Source organism: Burkholderia sp. LAS2, from assembly GCF_018417615.1.
GTDB lineage: Bacteria > Pseudomonadota > Gammaproteobacteria > Burkholderiales > Burkholderiaceae > Burkholderia > Burkholderia sola.
Map to the genome: position 1 here is coordinate 3,945,217 of NZ_CP071052.1, position 17,381 is coordinate 3,962,597.

19 protein-coding genes are annotated in these 17,381 nt (G+C 61.9%); 1 reads left to right on the forward strand and 18 read right to left on the reverse strand.

The genetic code is table 11. From position 1 onward, the window contains the following. Window positions 1-27: 27 nt before the first annotated feature. From JYG37_RS18165 to JYG37_RS18205, 9 genes are all read right to left on the reverse strand, one after another. Complete coding sequence (locus JYG37_RS18165; protein WP_050011210.1) at window positions 28-324, reverse strand: putative quinol monooxygenase; 297 nt, start codon at window positions 322-324, stop codon at window positions 28-30. Window positions 325-378: 54 nt separating this feature from the next. After that, on the reverse strand, window positions 379-828 hold the full coding sequence (locus tag JYG37_RS18170; RefSeq protein WP_050011211.1) for an OsmC family protein: 450 nt from the start codon (window positions 826-828) through the stop codon (window positions 379-381). Window positions 829-900: 72 nt separating this feature from the next. Then, entirely contained in the window at window positions 901-1,218 is a 318-nt protein-coding gene (locus tag JYG37_RS18175; RefSeq protein WP_050011212.1) for a hypothetical protein, read from the reverse strand. 16 nt (window positions 1,219-1,234) lie between these two features. After that, entirely contained in the window at window positions 1,235-2,074 is an 840-nt protein-coding gene (locus JYG37_RS18180) for a putative hydro-lyase (RefSeq protein ID WP_409364483.1), read from the reverse strand. Further along, window positions 2,055-2,468: a GlcG/HbpS family heme-binding protein gene (locus JYG37_RS18185; RefSeq protein WP_050011214.1), complete on the reverse strand. Its 414-nt coding sequence runs from the start codon at window positions 2,466-2,468 to the stop codon at window positions 2,055-2,057. The genes JYG37_RS18180 and JYG37_RS18185 overlap by 20 nt, the downstream gene beginning before the upstream one ends. A 27-nt stretch (window positions 2,469-2,495) precedes the next feature. Next, window positions 2,496-3,251, reverse strand: coding sequence for an SDR family NAD(P)-dependent oxidoreductase (locus JYG37_RS18190; RefSeq protein WP_050011215.1), 756 nt, complete (start codon window positions 3,249-3,251; stop codon window positions 2,496-2,498). A gap of 77 nt (window positions 3,252-3,328) precedes the next feature. Further along, on the reverse strand, window positions 3,329-4,450 hold the full coding sequence (locus tag JYG37_RS18195) for an acetoin dehydrogenase dihydrolipoyllysine-residue acetyltransferase subunit (protein ID WP_124630508.1): 1,122 nt from the start codon (window positions 4,448-4,450) through the stop codon (window positions 3,329-3,331). A 6-nt stretch (window positions 4,451-4,456) separates the two neighbouring features. Then, window positions 4,457-5,464, reverse strand: a complete 1,008-nt coding sequence (locus JYG37_RS18200) for an alpha-ketoacid dehydrogenase subunit beta (RefSeq protein ID WP_048985726.1) — start codon at window positions 5,462-5,464, stop codon at window positions 4,457-4,459. 12 nt (window positions 5,465-5,476) lie between these two features. Next, window positions 5,477-6,454 (reverse strand): thiamine pyrophosphate-dependent dehydrogenase E1 component subunit alpha, encoded by a 978-nt coding sequence (locus tag JYG37_RS18205; protein ID WP_050011217.1) that lies wholly within the window; start codon window positions 6,452-6,454, stop codon window positions 5,477-5,479. Window positions 6,455-6,958: 504 nt separating this feature from the next. Between JYG37_RS18205 and JYG37_RS18210 the strand changes: the two genes are divergently transcribed. Beyond that, window positions 6,959-7,897, forward strand: a complete 939-nt coding sequence (locus tag JYG37_RS18210; RefSeq protein WP_200891607.1) for a LysR family transcriptional regulator — start codon at window positions 6,959-6,961, stop codon at window positions 7,895-7,897. A 73-nt stretch (window positions 7,898-7,970) separates the two neighbouring features. On the opposite strand, the gene JYG37_RS18215 is transcribed toward JYG37_RS18210, so the two are convergent. From JYG37_RS18215 to JYG37_RS18255, 9 genes are all read right to left on the reverse strand, one after another. Then, complete coding sequence (locus JYG37_RS18215) at window positions 7,971-9,434, reverse strand: APC family permease (RefSeq protein WP_160300486.1); 1,464 nt, start codon at window positions 9,432-9,434, stop codon at window positions 7,971-7,973. A 241-nt stretch (window positions 9,435-9,675) separates the two neighbouring features. Beyond that, window positions 9,676-10,665, reverse strand: a complete 990-nt coding sequence (gene lipA, locus JYG37_RS18220) for a lipoyl synthase (RefSeq protein WP_060733614.1) — start codon at window positions 10,663-10,665, stop codon at window positions 9,676-9,678. Then, complete coding sequence (locus JYG37_RS18225; protein WP_160300487.1) at window positions 10,662-10,832, reverse strand: hypothetical protein; 171 nt, start codon at window positions 10,830-10,832, stop codon at window positions 10,662-10,664. The genes lipA and JYG37_RS18225 overlap by 4 nt, the downstream gene beginning before the upstream one ends. Window positions 10,833-10,962: 130 nt before the next feature. Further along, the gene (locus JYG37_RS18230) at window positions 10,963-11,856 is read right to left on the reverse strand and encodes a LysR family transcriptional regulator (protein ID WP_050011220.1); all 894 of its coding nucleotides are present in this window, start codon (window positions 11,854-11,856) and stop codon (window positions 10,963-10,965) included. 79 nt (window positions 11,857-11,935) lie between these two features. Then, the gene (locus JYG37_RS18235) at window positions 11,936-13,252 is read right to left on the reverse strand and encodes an MFS transporter (RefSeq protein ID WP_200891608.1); all 1,317 of its coding nucleotides are present in this window, start codon (window positions 13,250-13,252) and stop codon (window positions 11,936-11,938) included. Between the two features lie 70 nt (window positions 13,253-13,322). After that, window positions 13,323-13,796 carry a RidA family protein gene (locus JYG37_RS18240; protein WP_050011221.1) on the reverse strand — a complete coding sequence of 158 codons (474 nt, stop codon included), beginning with the start codon at window positions 13,794-13,796 and terminating at the stop codon, window positions 13,323-13,325. Continuing rightward, on the reverse strand, window positions 13,793-14,860 hold the full coding sequence (locus JYG37_RS18245) for a DUF4392 domain-containing protein (protein WP_089489196.1): 1,068 nt from the start codon (window positions 14,858-14,860) through the stop codon (window positions 13,793-13,795). Before JYG37_RS18245 ends, JYG37_RS18240 begins: the two co-directional genes overlap by 4 nt. A 51-nt stretch (window positions 14,861-14,911) precedes the next feature. After that, entirely contained in the window at window positions 14,912-15,898 is a 987-nt protein-coding gene (locus JYG37_RS18250; protein ID WP_213345688.1) for a threonine ammonia-lyase, read from the reverse strand. 160 nt (window positions 15,899-16,058) lie between these two features. Continuing rightward, a complete protein-coding gene (locus JYG37_RS18255) occupies window positions 16,059-17,348 on the reverse strand; it encodes an MFS transporter (protein WP_124638251.1) in 1,290 nt (429 codons plus the stop codon). Between the last annotated feature and the right edge of the window lie 33 nt (window positions 17,349-17,381).

Genomic DNA, 17,381 nt, shown 5'->3' on the forward strand with positions numbered 1-17,381 from the left:
GATGCTGCTCGGGTGTTCGCGCGGGATTCACGCGATTTTCCGGAACTTGCTGAGCGAGACGGATTCGATCCATTGTCCCGCCCGTGCGCCGAACGCCTTCGCGAACTCGGTATTCGAATGGGTTTCGAGGGCGGCTTCGTCTTCCCAGACTTCATAGAAAACGAACTGCCCCGGCGTCTCGGTCGATTCGTGGAGATCGTATTGAATGAACCCCGGCTCCGTCTTCGCATACGGCACCAGCTCCTTCAATGCTTCGCGCAGCACGTCTTCGTTACCGGCTCGAGCCACGACGGTTGCGACCACGACCAGACCATCCTTCTTCATCTCACTCTCCTGTTTGCGGTTGTTGATTTGCTGCTGGCACTTCCCTGTCAGAACTCAGCCGAGTTCAATGTCCACTTTCGACTTGATCGAATTGGCGATGAAGCACCCCTTGTGGGCGCGGTGATGCAGTCGCTCCAGTTGCGCAAGGTTCGGCTGCTTTTCGGACCGGAACGTCACGCGCGGTCGAAGCACGATCTCGGATACCCAGTGAAATCCGTCAGCACTTTTCTCGACTTTCCCCACTGCGTTGTCGGAGTACGATTCGACCGCGTACCCGCTTCCCTCGCAAAGCGCAAGGAAGTACAGCATGTGGCAGCTCGCGAGCGCGTTGACGAGCAACTGCTCCGGGTCGGCCAGGCTTTCGTTCCCGAGATAATCGGGAGCCGCAGAGACAGGGATCGTCACCGTCGGGCTGATGATCGCGCGGTGGTCCCGGCTATAGGTCCCTTCTCGCTCGTGGTGCTTATCGACAGTCCATTCCAGTCGGACTCCATGCTCGGACATCGGCTTCTCCCGGCGAGCTTCCTCGCCAATCAGTCATTTCCATTGCGGACAAGCTTCGACGGCCTTGCCGCTTCATTCCGTCACAATATATTTGTTCGTACTCTTTATCGATTTGACGGTACCGGATTTCGCAATCGAAACCCATTCGCTCCAGCACGTATGTGCATCATCGGCACGAATGCGCAACGCACGGGAGCCGTCGCGGAATATCAGCCATTCGATCTCGCGAGGAACCTCGGAACCGGCGTCCTGCACGGCCAGACGCTCGATCCGGTGAGAAAAATCGAGCAACCCTTCGCGCAACACGTCAAGGTGTTGCATGCCACATTCGTCCGACGCCTGCGACGTTCCGCGATTGAGCAGCTTCGCGGCGATTTCTGCATCGAACATTGCAACGACTCCTGGCTCATACGGCCGCGGTGTGCGCCGGCAAATCGGTGACGAGCATGTATCCCGGTTCATGCGTGATCGCAAAATCCGGCTTCGCCGCCTGAAGAGCCATCTGCGGCGTGACCCCACAAGCCCAGAAACCGAGGATGTCACCGTCCTCGATCACCGGCGGATCGCCGAACTCCGGCCGGGTTACGTCGCGAATCCCGATGACCGCCGGGTCACCGATATGAACCGGTGCACCGTGCGCGAGCGGAAACCGTTCCGACAGCACGATTGCCTGGATTGCATCTGCGGGCTTGAACGCGCGCATCGACACGACCATCGGGCCATGAAACGGCCCCGCGGCCGCCGTCTGGATGTTCGTCACGTACATCGGTACGTTCCGGTTCGCACTGATGTGGCGAATGTCGATCCCCGCCTGCAGAATCGCGCTCTCGAACGAGAACGAGCAACCGAGCGCAAACGTCACGAGATCGTCACGCCACAGATCGACCAGATCGTCGACCGTATCGGTGTGAACCCCGTTCCGGTACACGCGGTAGCGGGGCACGTCGGTCCGAATGTCGATCACGCCCAGTCCGTCCAGCCCCGGGTTGCCGGGCTGCCCGACTCCCACCAGCGGACAGCTCTTGGGGTTGATTCGGCAAAACTCGCGAAAATCATCTGAGTACATCTTCGGCAGAATTGCCAGATTTGCCTGCATGAAGCCATCGGCGTATCCCGTCGTCGGCGCACGCAGCTTGCCGTCGCGAATCAGCAGCCGAACCTGGTCGGCCGACATCGTCCGCGTACCTGCAGTCGATTCCATTGAAAGTACCCTTGCAGGAAGATGTTCAGTTCTCGCCGAGCGCAGCAACCATCGCACGCGCAATCGCCACGTCCGCTTCCTCCGGACCACCCGACACGCCTACCCCACCGATGACCTCGTCGCCGTGCTTCACCGGCAGGCCGCCGCCGAACACGACCAGCGGGCGGGACGCCGCGCGCTCGAGCCCGTAGAGCTCGGCTCCGGGCTGGACGAAATTCATCCAGTAATCGGTAGGGAACCGCAGTGCTGCGGCGGTATACGCCTTGTTGTGCGCAATTTCGATCGTGCCGAACGCCGCGTCGTTCACGCGTGTGAACGCAACAAGGTGGCCGCCCGCATCCACGATCGACAACGACGAGCGCTGCGCCAGTTCGTTCGCCTTCGCGACGCCCGCTTCGATCGCCCGCCGTGCGGCTTCATTTGTGATCTGCTTGCTCATTGGTTTCTTCCCGATTCTGCACGGCAGTCAGTTGTACGCGCCGCCATCGACATTGATTGCCTGCGCGGTGACGTAAGACGACTCGTCCGATGCGAGGTAGACAAACAGCGGCGCGACCTCGTCCGGCGTCGCCTGTCGGCCAAGGGGGATAGCCGTCCGAACCGCCGACTCCTGCTTGTCGCGGCCACCCATGAAATCGATCACCGGTTGATTGAACGGCGTATCGATCCAGCCGGGACACACGGCATTGACACGCACGCCGTCCGGCGCGAGCTCGATTGCAAGCGTGGTCGTCAGACCGATGATGGCCGCCTTGGACGCCGAGTAGCATGCGAGGCCGGTGCCGCCGCGCTTGCCCGCGAGCGACGACATCATCACGATCGACGACTTCTGCGCGGCTCTCAGGTGACGGAGCGACTCGCGCGCGAAAATGAAGTTGGCCCGCACGTTGATCCCGAAGACCTTGTCCCAGCTCTCGGTGCTGAACTGCTCGATCCGCCCGGAGAGCTGGACGCCGGCATTCAGACACAACGTGTCGATGCCGCGCATCCATTCCGACGACTTCTCGATGACGGCCTTGATCTCGTCTTCGCTCGAGATGTCGGTTCGAAAAAAACGCACCTTATCGCCGAACCGGGATTCGAGCGCGCGGCCCTTGACCTCATCGATATCGACGACCGATACGGTCGCACCTTCGGCAACGAACGACTCCAGAATGGCGAGACCGATATTGGCAACGCCGCCGGTCAGAAGTACCCGCTTGCCTGTCAAACGTCCTGACATGACTGTTTCCTCAAGATCACTGCGCCGATAACCGCTTCACATCGCCGAATCGGCGTCCCGCCGCCCGGCACGAGCGGTTATCGGGCGCGACGGATGTTCTCCAGCAGCGCATCGTTCACAACAGACGCTGCCTCCATTTGCGGCATATGGCCGACGTCCGGAATCACGCGCAACTGCACCGTGGACGGCAGGTCGTTGGCCTGCGCGACCGGAATGATGGCGTCGCGCTCGCCCCAGAGCAGCATCACGGGGCAGGTGAGTCCAGCCAGCATCGCACCGATCGTCTGAACCTGGCCGTTTTCGTCGGCAATGGTGTCGGCGATCGCGGACAGCGCCTCCTGGACGCCTTCCAGCCGCTTGAACTGAAGCGTGCCCTCGACCATTTCGCTCGTGATCTTCGACGGATCGGCAAACAGCTTCTCCAGCGCGGCCTGAAGCGGACGGCGGCGCTCCGCGGCGACGAATTCGGTCACGAACGAGCGGTTGATCTCCTTGCCCAGACCGATTGGCGCGATGAGCGTCACCGATGCGACACGCGACGGGTTGGCGGCCGCGAAGGCCGCGGCGATCGCGCCGCCGAACGAGTGACCGACCAGGTGCAGTTTCCCGGACGTGATCGCGCTCGCCGCTTCCTCGACCGCCATAGTGATCTTTTTGATCACGCCACCACCGGTAATCGGCGTCGACGCGCCGTGCCCGGGAAGGTCCACCGCGATCGTCCGGAACTGCTCGGCGAGCGTGCCCTGGTTGAACAGCCAGGTCGACAGGTCACCGCCGAAGCCGTGAATGAACAACACGGTTTCGTTGCTTTCGGGGCCGAGCTCCAGCACGTTCACGCTGCCGCCGGACACGGCGACCGCCTTCGGTGCGACCACACCACCCGCCTCGCCGTCGTCCGCATTCAGGCGATGCGCGTAGCTTGCGACGAGCGCGTCGATTTCCTCCTCGGTCGCCGCTTCATCGGCGATGACGCCGATCAGCGCGCCGACCGGCGCGATTTCGCCCTCGTCGATGACGATGCGCCGCAGGATCCCGGACACGGTCGCCTCCACCACGTTGTTGACCTTCGTGGACTCGACCTCGAGGAGTTCCTGGCCGCGTTCGACCTTGTCTCCCTCCTTCGCGTGCCATTCGAGCACGGTGCCTTCGGTCATCGTCATCCCCCACTTGGGGATGGTGACGGCTTCAATGAACGACATGATTGATTACCCCTTCAGAATCGACTTGACGGCATTCACGACGGCTTCCGGCGACGGCACGTACGCGTCTTCCAGGTTCGGTGCATACGGCACCGGCGTGTGCGGCGCCGTCACGAGCCGGATCGGCCCCTTCAGCGAGTCGAAGCACTTGTCGGCCAGCAGCGCGGAGATATCCGTCGCGACGCTGCAGCGTGGATTCGCCTCATCGACGATCACGACCCGTCCGATGTCCTCGGTGTACTCGAGCAGCGTGTCCTCGTCGAGCGGCGACGTCGTGCGCGGATCGATGATGCATGCCGACACGCCGTCCGCCGCGAGAAGGCGAGCGGCCGTCTCCGCCACGCCGACCATGCGGCCGAGCGCAACGATCAGCACGTCTTTCCCGTCCCGCACCACCCGCGCCTCGCCGAACGGAATCGTGTATGCGCCGTCGGGCACTTCGCCCACGGTGTCGTACAGCATCTTGTTTTCGAGGAAGATCACCGGATCGTCGTCGCGGATCGCCTGGAGCAGCAGGCCTTTCGCGTCGTACGGATTCGACGGGATCACGACCTTGAGGCCGGGAATGTGCGTGAAGATCGGATAGAACGCCTGCGTGTGCTGCGCGGCCGAGCGCGTGCCGGCCCCGTACGTCGCGCGAATCACGAGCGGCGTCTTGGCACGGCCGCCGAACATGTACCGGAACTTCGCGATCTGATTCATGATCTGGTCGAGACATACGCCGGCGAAGTCGACGAACATCAGTTCGGCGATCGGACGCAAACCCGTGAGGGCCGCCCCGGCGGCCGCGCCAACGAATGCGGCCTCGCTGATCGGCGTATCGCGAATGCGCTCGGGGCCGTAGGCGTCGAGCAGCCCGCGCGTCACGCCGAAAGCACCGCCCCACGCATCCTTGACGCCGTTGGCGCCCGCGCCGCCGGTCAGATCCTCACCCATCATGATCACGCGCGGATCACGCGCCATCTCCGAGTGCAGCGCGTCATTCAGCGCTTGACGGAACGATTTCTTTGCCATTGCTGTGGGTCCTTACAGATACTTCACGTAAACGTCGGCGGTCAGTGCCGAAAGCGGCGGGAACGGGGCTGCGCGCGCAGCACTCACGGCGGCGTCGATCTCGGTCTCGATCTGCGCATCGACCGCGTCCAGCTCGCCGCTGGCCACTTGCGATCCTTCCTGCACCTGCCTGCGGAAATTGGCGACGCAATCGCGCTCCTGGCGCATAGCCTTCTTTTCTTCCGGCGTGCGATAGTTGTCGGGGTCTCCGCTGTAGTGACCGTAGTAGCGCGGCACGTGAATCTGCAGCAGGCTCGGGCCGCCGCCATTGCGGGCACGATCGATCGCCTGGCCGGCGGCCTCGTAGACCGCGAACAAGTCGGTGCCGTCGACTTCCGCAGCGGGAATGTCGTAGCTCTGCGCGCGCCGGGTGAAGCTGCCGGCCGAGACGAACGAATTTGCCGTCGCTTCGCCGAAGCCGTTGTCCTCGATCACGAAGACGATCGGAAGCATCCAGATCTTCGCGAGGTTGAAGCTCTCCGACATCACGCCTTCGTTCATCGCACCGTCACCCGCGAACGCAACCGCCACGCCACCGGTGCCGAGCAACTTCGCCGTGAGCGCGGCGCCGCACGTGATCGGCGCGCCGCCGGCCACGATGCCGTTCGCGCCCAGCATCCCCTTGCGCAGATCGGCGATGTGCTGCGAGCCGCCTTTGCCGCCGCACGTTCCCGTCGCACGCCCAAACAGCTCGGCCATCATTGCGCCGATATCGCATCCCTTGGCAATGCTGTGACCATGCCCGCGATGGGTCGACGAAATGTAGTCCTTGTCCGTCAGGTGCAGGCACACGCCGACGGCGCTCGCCTCCTGCCCGGCACAAAGATGGGTGTTGCCCGGAATGTCGCCGGTCGCCATCTCGTCCATCACGCGCTCCTCGAAGCGGCGAATCGTTCGCATGGCGCGATAAGCGTCCACGAGCCGCTCACTGGGAAACTTCAAGGCGGACATTCCAATCTCCTTAATTTAAATGGTGTGCGTGGCTGTGCGCTTCGACGCGACACACTCGACCGTGTTGCAAATCCGGCTCGCCCCACGAATATCGCGACAGCAGTGCCGACATGCCATTTCAATCGTCACCGTTCAATTTCGTCCGGTCCAATTGTGATTGGCGATTTCGCGCGATCACCGATTCTTATCAGTGCGTGAGCGCCAGTCCGCACCCCGATCATGAATTCACGTCGACACTCGAACCGTGCGATCGCGATCGATCATCGACTGCTCGCTTCAACCGCCACGATTGCACTTTTCGTTTCAGCGTTGTTGAAATTCTAGTGATGCGCCTGATGAGGTTCGTCCACCTAAAGGTGGAGAAAGAAATCGCAGCGCGTCCGCTCTCCCCGGGAATCGGGTGTTCTATGTTGAGCACCCCACCCTTCGTCGCTATGATCGATCGAACCTTCCCCGCACCGGGGATATGCGTCGCCTCGTCCGATCGCCGGTCGACATTCGGATATGCGCGATCGAATCGCTTTTCCCCACGCGGGTGGAGTTCGCCACATGATCGATCTTCGAAACCTGGAGACCTTTTACGCCGTCGCCCAACTAGGGGGATTTCACCGTGCCGCGGAAAGGTTGCACACGACACAGCCCGCTGTATCCGCGCGCATCGCGCAACTCGAACAGCAACTGAAGGGACGCCTGTTCGAGCGAGACAAGCGGGGTTGCTTCCTGACCATCAAGGGCAGGCAACTGCTCGTCTACGCGGAACAAATGATTTCGCTGAGCGCCGAAATGGTCGAGGCAGTTGCTGGCCGGACGGCCCTGGGAGGGACGGTTCAGCTCGGCGCGTCCGACACGATCGTGCACACATGGCTGTCCGCGCTGCTCAAGCGGCTCAGCATCGAATACCCGGAGATCACGCTCGAGGTCAATGTCGACGCCACGCCGAACCTGACCGCTGGGCTCGCCGACGGCACGATCGACGTCGCGCTCCTGATGGGCCCCGTGAACGCGAGCAACGCGGAGAATCTGCCGTTGTGCAGCTATCCGATCAGCTGGATCGTCTCGTCGGATTTTGAATGCGACACGGCCCACCTCACGCTGAGCGATCTTGCGCGGCATCCGATCATCACGTTCTCGAGATCGACACGTCCGTACATGCAGCTAAAGGAGATGTTCGATCGGTCGCATCTGCATCACGTGAGAATCTTCGGCAACTCGTCGCTGTCGTCGATCGTCCGGATGACGCTCGACGGCATCGGCATCGCGGCGATTCCACACCACGTCGTGGCCGAACATCTGGCGAGCGGCCGGCTGCGCCGAATCGACACCGGCCACGAGATGCCGGTGATGCCGTTCACCGCCAGTTTTGTCCGCCGCGTCGACATGCCGCTGAGTGCGATCGTTGCCGGGCTCGCGCAAAACGTCGCCGCGCATTACGAAGGGCGCTAGGCGCCACGCCGCGCTTGCTTGGCGCAAGCGCAAAAAAAGCCAGGACTCGGCGAGTCCTGGCTTGTCGTCATCGTCAACCGTTCTGGCTGCGTCCCAGGCATTCGAAGACCTCGGGGCGCCGGTGCTTGAAGTATTGGGCAAGTGCCATGCCCGCGACCTGCACGCCGATCAGGCAGTAGAACATCCACACGTACTGCCCGGGGTCACCGCCCGCAAGCACGTCGAAGTGTGCGGCCACGAGATAAACCAGCGCGATGAAGAATACTGACGAAATCGCCGGTGCCAGAAACGACTTGGCGAAACTCACGCCCTGTTGCCTGCCTCGGCGAACGTACCAGAGCAGCGACGAGATGTTGACGATGGTCATCAGAATGATGATGCCCGACGTTCCGACTCCGGAGAGCTGCCCGTAAAGCAGATCGGGCTTGGCGCCCATCAGAATGAACGGCAACAGCACGCACAGCACCATGACCGAGACAGTCATCGAGGCAAGATACGGAGACTCGTGCTTCGCGTGCACCTTTCCGAGGAAGCGGGGCAGCGCGCCGTCCGTTCCCAGGTTGTGCATATAGCGCGAAAGCACGTTCTGCGTGGACAGGCTCGCCGCGAACGCTGACGTCATCACCAGCACCGAAACGATCAGGTGCAGGCCAGGGCTCACGAATTTCGCGAAGGCGTCAGGGAACATCGCCGCGGGCGTCTTGGCCGCGATCGACTGAACCTGCGGCCCGTAAGCCATGATCATCGCATACGCACACAGCGTGTAGATCACACCGATGAAGATGACCGCACCATAGGTTGCACGCGGAATCGTCCGGTCCGGCATCTTCACCTCGTCGCGAAACAAGGCGGTCGCCTCGAACCCCATGAAGAACGACACGGTGAACAGCATGCAGAACGGTACGTTGGTACTGTTCGCCAGTTGGCTCGGCATGAACGGAGCGGATGCGGAAACACCCGGCACGCCGCCTTTTGCCAGCACACCGAACGAAAATACCAGACAGACGACGATCTCGAGAATCATCACCCACGTCAGCACCCTCGCGGACAGCTCGACATGAAGATATCCCAGCATCGAGACCACCAGCCAGCACGCGAGCGTCGGCCAGTACCACGGAATCGCCATGCCGGTCATGTCGTGCACGAGATCCGAGCACGAGACGCCGAAGAACGACGTGACGCCGGCGAGGAGCAGGAAGTACGAAACCGCCGCGAGTATGCCGGAGCCGAGGCCGGTCGACTTTCCGATGCCATAGCTGATGAACGCATAGAAGTCGCCCGGGCGCTTCACGATATTGTTGAGCGTCACATAGCCGACGGAAAACAGCAGCAATACCAACGTCGTCAGTACGAATATCACGGGGCTGCCGACTCCGCCGAACATCAGCGCGAACGGGATGTAACCCGACACGGTCGTCAACGGCGCCGAGAATGCCAGCACGGTGAGCGCCAGACCGACGGCGCCCATGCTGCCCGACAGCTTCTTATGTGGAGGCGTTTCTATTTGCGCGTCTTCCACACTCAGTTTCATATCCATCTTCGCCTCCATCTCCTTACGCCTCCAACATATCGTCAGCATGATCGAACTTTCGCCGCATCGCGCCGCGATCGTTCATGTGTCTGAGCACCATTCATCGGTTTCGAGCCTGTACGGTACTCAGTTCGGTTCAGTTCGGTCCGTATCGCCGCCATCGTCGGCCGCCAAATTGATCGGGTCCAATTGCTGTTGGCGATGTTTTTTGATAATCGCGTTTTATCACGCGCACCGGCTTTGCCCCTCACGCAACGCCGGCCCCATGCGCCTGCAGATCGGCGTGATAGCTCGAGCGCACCATCGCGCCAACGGCCGCGTGCGTAAAGCCCATCTTGTACGCCTCTTCCTCGTACATCTTGAACGTATCCGGATGCACGTAAGCACGCACCGGCAGGTGGTGCTCGGACGGTTGCAGGTACTGGCCGATCGTCAGCATGTCGACGTCGTGAGCGCGCAGGTCGCGCATCACCCGCAGGATTTCCTCTTCGGTCTCGCCGAGGCCGACCATCAGGCCCGACTTCGTCGCGACGTCCGGATGCTGCGCCTTGAAGTCCTTCAGCAGCTTCAGCGAGTGCGCGTAGTCCGAACCCGGACGCGCTTCCTTGTACAGGCGCGGCACCGTTTCGAGGTTGTGGTTCATCACGTCGGGCGGCGCCGCGTTCAGGATCGAGATCGCGCGATCGAGACGGCCGCGGAAGTCCGGCGTCAGGATCTCGATGCGCGTTTCCGGCGACTGCTCGCGCACTTCGCGGATGCACTCGACGAAGTGAGCGGCGCCACCGTCGCGCAGGTCGTCGCGGTCGACGCTCGTGATCACCACGTACTTGAGCTTAAGCGCCGCGATCGTGCGCGCGAGGTTCTTCGGCTCGTCCGCGTCGAGCGGATCGGGACGGCCGTGGCCGACGTCGCAGAACGGGCAGCGGCGCGTGCACTTGTCGCCCATGATCATGAACGTCGCGGTGCCCTTGCCGAAGCATTCGCCGATGTTCGGGCAGCTCGCTTCCTCGCACACGGTGTGCAGGTTGTGCTCGCGCAGGATCGTCTTGATCTCGAAAAAGCGCGTGTTGGGCGTCGCGACTTTGGCGCGGATCCATCGTGGCTTGCTAAGCGGCTCGATCGGGACGATTTTGATCGGAATGCGCGCCGTTTTCGCGTGCGCCTTCTGTTTTTCCGATGCGTCGTAGCGCACCGTCGGGTTTGTCGAGGTCGTCCGCTTCTCGCTCACATCGGTCATTTGCGCCCTCCTATCCGGCGCTCTTGCGAAAACCGGTGGTCAACAGCCTGTTTGTCGGTCGAAATGATCGCCATGCCGCTCTTCCCTGAAGCCCTGTCGAAAGCGCGCAACGTGCGCATCGCGTCAAGCCGGACGGTGATATCGCATGTGCCGGCAATCGATTTCATTCTAGAAATGACGCGTGTATCCCTCGTCCACCCAAAGGATGATAAAAATCGCCAAACTTCGTCAGGCAGGAGGGCTCACCACGATGCGAACCCATTAATCGCGACCACCGCCGCGCATCGGGATACGCGTTTACCCGGACGTCGGCTTGGCTGCGACGAGCGCCAATCCGGTCAGGATTTCGTAGATGCGAACGTCGAGTCCGCGGGCGTATGCCGCACTGAATACGAAATCGTCGAGCGTGAGCGTTGATTCCTTTACGACGAGTGAGCCCACCTCGATTTCGTGCCGCGCGACTGCGCCTGGCATCACGGCAATGCCGATCCTGTCGACCGCCATCTTCACGATCGTCGACAGGGACCCGTTCGCGAAAATGCGCGGAGAAGGCTTGTCCCGCGTCGCAATGGCGTCCCTCAGCGTGATGTACGGATGCGTCCGCTTCGGCAGCGTGATGATCGGGAAGCGCGCCAGGGTCTCTGGCGTCAAAGGGCTGTCGCCGACATCGAGGTCAGGGGACACGAGGAAGTCGACCGGATATCTGCACAAGGGTGCTTCGACAAAATCGGGATCCACCACGGGCCCGGCCAACAGAAACGCCATGTCGATCTCGCCGGACCTAAGCCCGTCTCGAAGCGCCGGTGTGATGTCGACCACGATGTCGATGACGATACCCGGATGTTCGCGATGCACACGCTCAATGAACTCGGTGAGCCACATATGAACGATCGTTTCGGCGACGCCCAGACGAACCACACCGGACAGCGTCTGAGGGCTTGCGATCGCCGAAATCAGTTCGGACTCGAGCGCCAGGAACCGCTCCGCATATTCCAGTAGAGTCCGGCCGCAGGGTGTCAACCGGATTGTACGTGCCGCGCGTTCGAACAGCAGCACACCCAGATCGTCCTCCAGGCCGGAAATCCGGTGCGACACCGCGGATTGCGTCGTGTGCAGCTTGGTCGCCGCCTTATGAAAGCTGTTGAGCGTTGCGACCCAGTAGAAGGTTTCGAGGCTTTTCAGATTGATCATCTGTTCTGTTCACGTCGAACATAAAGAATATTGCCGGCCCGCAATCGTTCAGACACAACAGGATCAGTGGCCGTCGACCTCAGCGATTGACGAGCTTCTTGGGAAGGCACAAAGTCAGCGTCACGCCGATTGCAGCCATCAACGAAATAAAGAAAACGCCGTAATCGGTGCTCCCGGTCATGTCCTTGACGACGCCCACGACATAGGGGCTGACGAACCCGCCCAATCCGCCGACGCAGTTGATGAAGGCAACACCGGCGGCCATGCCGATCCCAGTCAGAAACAGTCCAGGAATCGAGAACAGCATCGACGTCGTACTGTACGCACCCACGGCTGCGACACACAACGCCACCAATGCAACGGCCGGCGCGCCACGGGTGAATACACTGGCGACGAGCCCCGCGATCACGCACAAGAACGGCACGACGAGATGCCAGCGGCGTTCGCGAAGTTTATCGGAGCTTCGACCAATCAGATACATCCCGACGAACGCCGCACTGAACGGCAACGACGTGTAGAATCCGATACGCAAGACGTCACCTGGCGCAAGCTGTGCGACCAGCGTCGGCAACCAGAACGAAACGCCGTACGAACAGATCGCCGAGCAGAAGCAGATGAGTGTCATGTGCCAGACCTTGCGGTTCGTCACCGTCTGCCTCAAGTTCATCCCGGCGCAGTGTCCGTCTATCGCTCGACGATCCGCCTCCAGTTCGCGCTCGATGACACGCCTGTCACGATCCCGCAACCAGCGAGCAGACTCGGGACCATCGTCGAGAAACACGAGCGTCAGCAGACCGAGCACAAACGACGGAACTGCCTCGATGACAAAGAGCCATTGCCAGCCGGCCAATCCATGTGCTCCCTCGAGCGCCGACATGATCGCACCCGATACCGGCGCCCCGATCATGCCGGACAAAGGCACCGCGCCGACGAACAGCGCCACCATCTTCGCGCGGCGTGCGGATGGAAACCAGTACGTCAAGTACAGAATGATGCCGGGATAAAAGCCTGCCTCGGCCACGCCAAGCAGAAAGCGAAGAACGTAGAACTGAACAGGCGTCGATACGAACGCAAAGGCCGCGGAAATCATTGCCCAGAGGATCATGATGCGCGAGATGGTTCTTTTCGCGCCGATCTTCGCCATCAGCACGTTGCTCGGCACCTCGAACAGGAAGTAGCCGATGAAGAACAGACCGGCCCCCAGCCCGTACGCCGCGTCCGTCAACCCGAGATCCGACAGCATCCGCAGCTTCGCGAAGCCAATGTTGATGCGATCGAGATATGCAGTGACATAGCACAGCATCAGGAAAGGCATGATCCGGAGGGCGACCGTCCGGTACGTACCTTCGGAATGCATATCACCGCGGACCGGATCAACAGCTGAATCGTATTGCATGATCACCTCTACCCCTTAAGATTTCGTGCCGTCTTGGTCGACTCGTGACAAGGCCGCCCATACGCTGTCCTCAAACGACCTCTACGGTGGCTTCTACTTCCACCGCCATGCCGGACGGCAAGGCGGTGGCGCCGGTCGCAATGCGTGCGTGCCGCCCTGCTTCGCCAAGGACGGCGAAGAACAGGTCCGAAGCGCCATTCAGCACGGTCGCATGGTCGGTAAAGTCCGCGTCGCACCGCACGACGCCAGCGACGCGAACGATGCGAACGACGCGCGAAAAATCCCCGTCCAGCATGCGTCCGATGTGGCTCAGGATATTGAGGGCGCAGAGCTGGGCCGCGCGCTGCCCGTCATCCACACTGAGGTCGGCGCCCACTCTTCCTGCGTAGAGAAGCTTACCGTTCAGGCGCGGCCCCTGGCCGGCGATCTGAAGGTAGTTTCCCGACCGCACTGCAGGCAGATAACTACCGCGCGGCACGCTCGCAGGCGGCAGTTCGAGGCCCAGTTCGGCGAGGCGCGCGTCAATCGTGGTCTTGTCCGTCATTTCAATTGCCTCCAGTCGCCACGTTCCCCCTGCCAGTTGATCGAGTCGCCCAGCGTGCGTCGAACACTCGCGCGAAGCGTACGAAGCAAGCCTTCCCATTCGAGCGCGCTGATGCCATCCACGGCGGGCTCGGGGGCCATGAACATGCCGTCCACACCACCCGAATTGACGCAGCATTCGATGCAGCGAATCTCGAGTTCGGGATCGTGAAACACGACAGGGTTCTCCAGCAGCGCCGAAAGCGCCGCGATGATGCCCGTTGCACCCCAGTTCGACACGTTCGCGACGACGAGGTGATCAGCTGCATTGACCGCCGCAACGCCTCCACGCCCAGCAACACCGGTTGACGCGGCCTTCGGCGAAAACGCGGGCAGATCTGCCGCGATTACCCCCATGCCGAGTTCGTTACCCCCATCGCCCACGCCGATATGCAGGATGCCGCGCTCCTTGCCTTGATAAAACAGGTAATCAAGGTCAGCGACGAGTCCGTCGAGCGGACGGCCGCCCAGCCCGTGGTAGAGTCCTAGCGCGTTGCAACCGGGGCGCTCGATCGAAATCATCACGCTGGGCCGGGTGCGCTCGAGCAGATCATCACAAACACGACGACTGCCGTCCTTGTCCTTGGGGACTGTCCGGATGTAGACGGGCCGCAAGTACTCGATCCGTTTCACCACGCCATCATCCGGGAACGGCATCGGTGCCAGCCCTGCGCCGCGGCAGGTCTGCACCATCATCTCCTCCCAGTCTTCGTCGATCACGACGACGGTCGGCACCCCCAGGCCGAGGAAAAATGCGCGCGCCATCAGCGCAGCGCCCACCGGACCATCGGTTTCGGGTGCACCGCCGCCCTCAGGGAATCCCGTGGCGATGAGCACCGGGCCGCCTTGTCGCCTTACCACCTCGACAATTCGTTCGGCCGCGCCCATGCATGCGAATCCGGGTTGTCGCTTCTGCAGCGCCTCGTAGATGTTGCCGATGAGCCCGACACCCGTGTAGTCGAGCGTCATGAATTCGTCGATCGTGCGCGCAACGCGTTGATACTGTTTGCTGTCTTGCTGCAGCATGACAATTACCTCCTGGCAGAAATGCGCTCTGGGTAGATGAATGCCGGATGATCAGGCCAACGCACTGACGAAGATGTCGTGGTCCACGTTACCGCCGCTCAGTACCAGCACGACGGTCTTTCCGGCTATGGCGAGCTTCCCGGCAAGTACCGCCGCGAGCGGTACTGCGCCACCGGGCTCCACGACGAGCTTCAGTGTCTCGAACGCCACGCGCATCGCCCGACGCACCTCGTCATCGTCGACGACGAGACTTCCGGCCAGCAGCCTCTTGTTGATCGGGAACGTCAGCTTGCCGGGAGATGCGACCTGCAGAGCGTCGCAGATGGATCTGGCGCCCGCGGCATTGGTAACTTGCTCGCCCTTCGCAAGCGATCGTGCGTGATCGTCGAACCCCTTGGGCTCGACAGCGTAGAGGCGCGCTTGCCTGCAATACGCGTTGATCGCCGTCGCGACCCCAGCGACCAGTCCCCCACCGCTGGCGGCCGCAAGAACCGCATCAGGGACCACGGACAGGGCCTGAGTTTGCTGCACGATCTCGAGACCGACGGTGCCCTGTCCGGCCATCACCTGACGATCGTCGTAGGGGGGAACGGTCACCGCGCCGGTGCGCTCCGCGATATCCCGGCCGATTGCTTCCCGGTCGTCCGTTTGTCGGTCATAGAGACGCACGGTCGCACCGTAGGCCCGTGCGCCTTCGATTTTTGCCTTGGGTGCGTCCGCCGGCATGATGATGGTGGCCGGCATGCCGAACCGCGCGCAAACCGCCGAGATCGCCAGCGCGTGATTTCCCGACGAGAAGGCGACGACGCCGCGCGGCCGCAGGGCTGCCGGAATTTGCAGCACGCGATTGCACGCGCCCCGGAACTTGAAGGACCCCGTCTTCTGAAGGCTTTCCGCCTTGACGAGCACACGGGCCCCTGTCGCACGGTTGAGCACCTCGCTCTCGAGCAGAGGCGTTCGCACGACGAACGGCAGGATGCGCACAGAGGCGGCTTCGATGTCGGCGACCGAGAAATCGCCGGATGAGAGATCGGTCATGGCATTCGCTCACGGTGAAAGACGTCAGCGCATTACATCAACCTCGACCGATTCAATCCAATGAAGAACAAAAATGATCACTGATCGAAATTCGTAATCGATTGACAACGCATGCCGGGCGTTCAATCGCGCGCCTCGACGCATTCGCGGCGCGCATGCGTCACGACTCGATCTTTCGGCCGCCGAACGCGGCGAGCAGCAGCAACCCGGCGAGCAACGCAAATGCAAGATGCAAACCGATCGCATGCGCAAAGAAGCCGACAATTGCCGGTCCGACCAGATTGCCGCCGTAGCCTAATGTCGTGATCGACGAAATTGCGGCAGAAGGATCCATTGCCGTTTGCCGCCCGGCAGCGGCGAACAGGATGGGTACGATGTTCGCGCACCCGGCCCCGCATACAGCAAACCCGACGATCGCGCCCGTGCCCGATGGCGAAACGATCGCGATGCACATCCCGACCGCGCCGAGGCTCCCGCCCGATACAATCATTGCGCGCGAACCGAATCGGGTAATCAACATGTCGCCGAAGAGTCGACCGATCGCCATCGTCATCGCGAACGCGGTGTATCCGAAGCCCGCGCGGTCCTGCGCATAATTCTTCACCGATGTCAGGAACAGCGCGCTCCAGTCGAGCATCGCGCCTTCGACGAGAAAGCATCCGATCGCAATGGCGCCCATCATGACCACGATCCCCTGCGGCAAGATCAACGCCGACGCCGTGCGCTCGCCGGGCCCCGCCGACTCCAGGTATCGCGCGTAACGAAACATGAGCACGGCGATGACGGCGACCATCGCACCCGCTACCCCAAGCGGATTCGCGCCGGCCGACAGCAGCGATCCGCCGACCAGCGAGCCCGCGATTCCGCCGACGCTGAACAGGCCGTGGAAGCCGGACATGAGTTGCTCGCCGCTTTGCCGCTCGATGAGCGTGGCCTGGATGTTCATCGCGACGTCGACGAATCCCAGGCCGGCGCCGAAGATCAACAGCGTGATCGCCATCGCGGGCATGCCGGACAGCGTCGCCAGGAGCGGAAGCGATGCGCAGATCATCGCGGCGCCCGCGCCGATGACCTTGCGGCAACCGAATCGCTCAACCGCGCGCTGACAGAGCGGCATGCATCCGACGGCGCCGATTCCCAGGAACAGCAGCAGGAAGCCGAATTTCGCTTCGTCGACGTCAAGCCGCGCCTTCGCATACGGCACCAGCGGCGCCCACGTCGCGACGCTGATTCCGGCGAGAAAGAATGATGCGCGTGTTGCAGCCCGCTTGTTGCTTTCGCTTGCAGTCTCGACGACCATGGTTTGGGATGTGTCCGACAACTCGGACATCTTCTGGATGAACGGATGATCCGGTCGTGACGTGTCCGCACCGGCCGTGACTGGCAGCCGGGCGCATCTGATGCAACGAGCCGGAAAATAAAAAAAGATCCCGAAAGTGCTCGGGATCAAAGGAGAAACGACCCGGGATGAGGCTGAACGTGT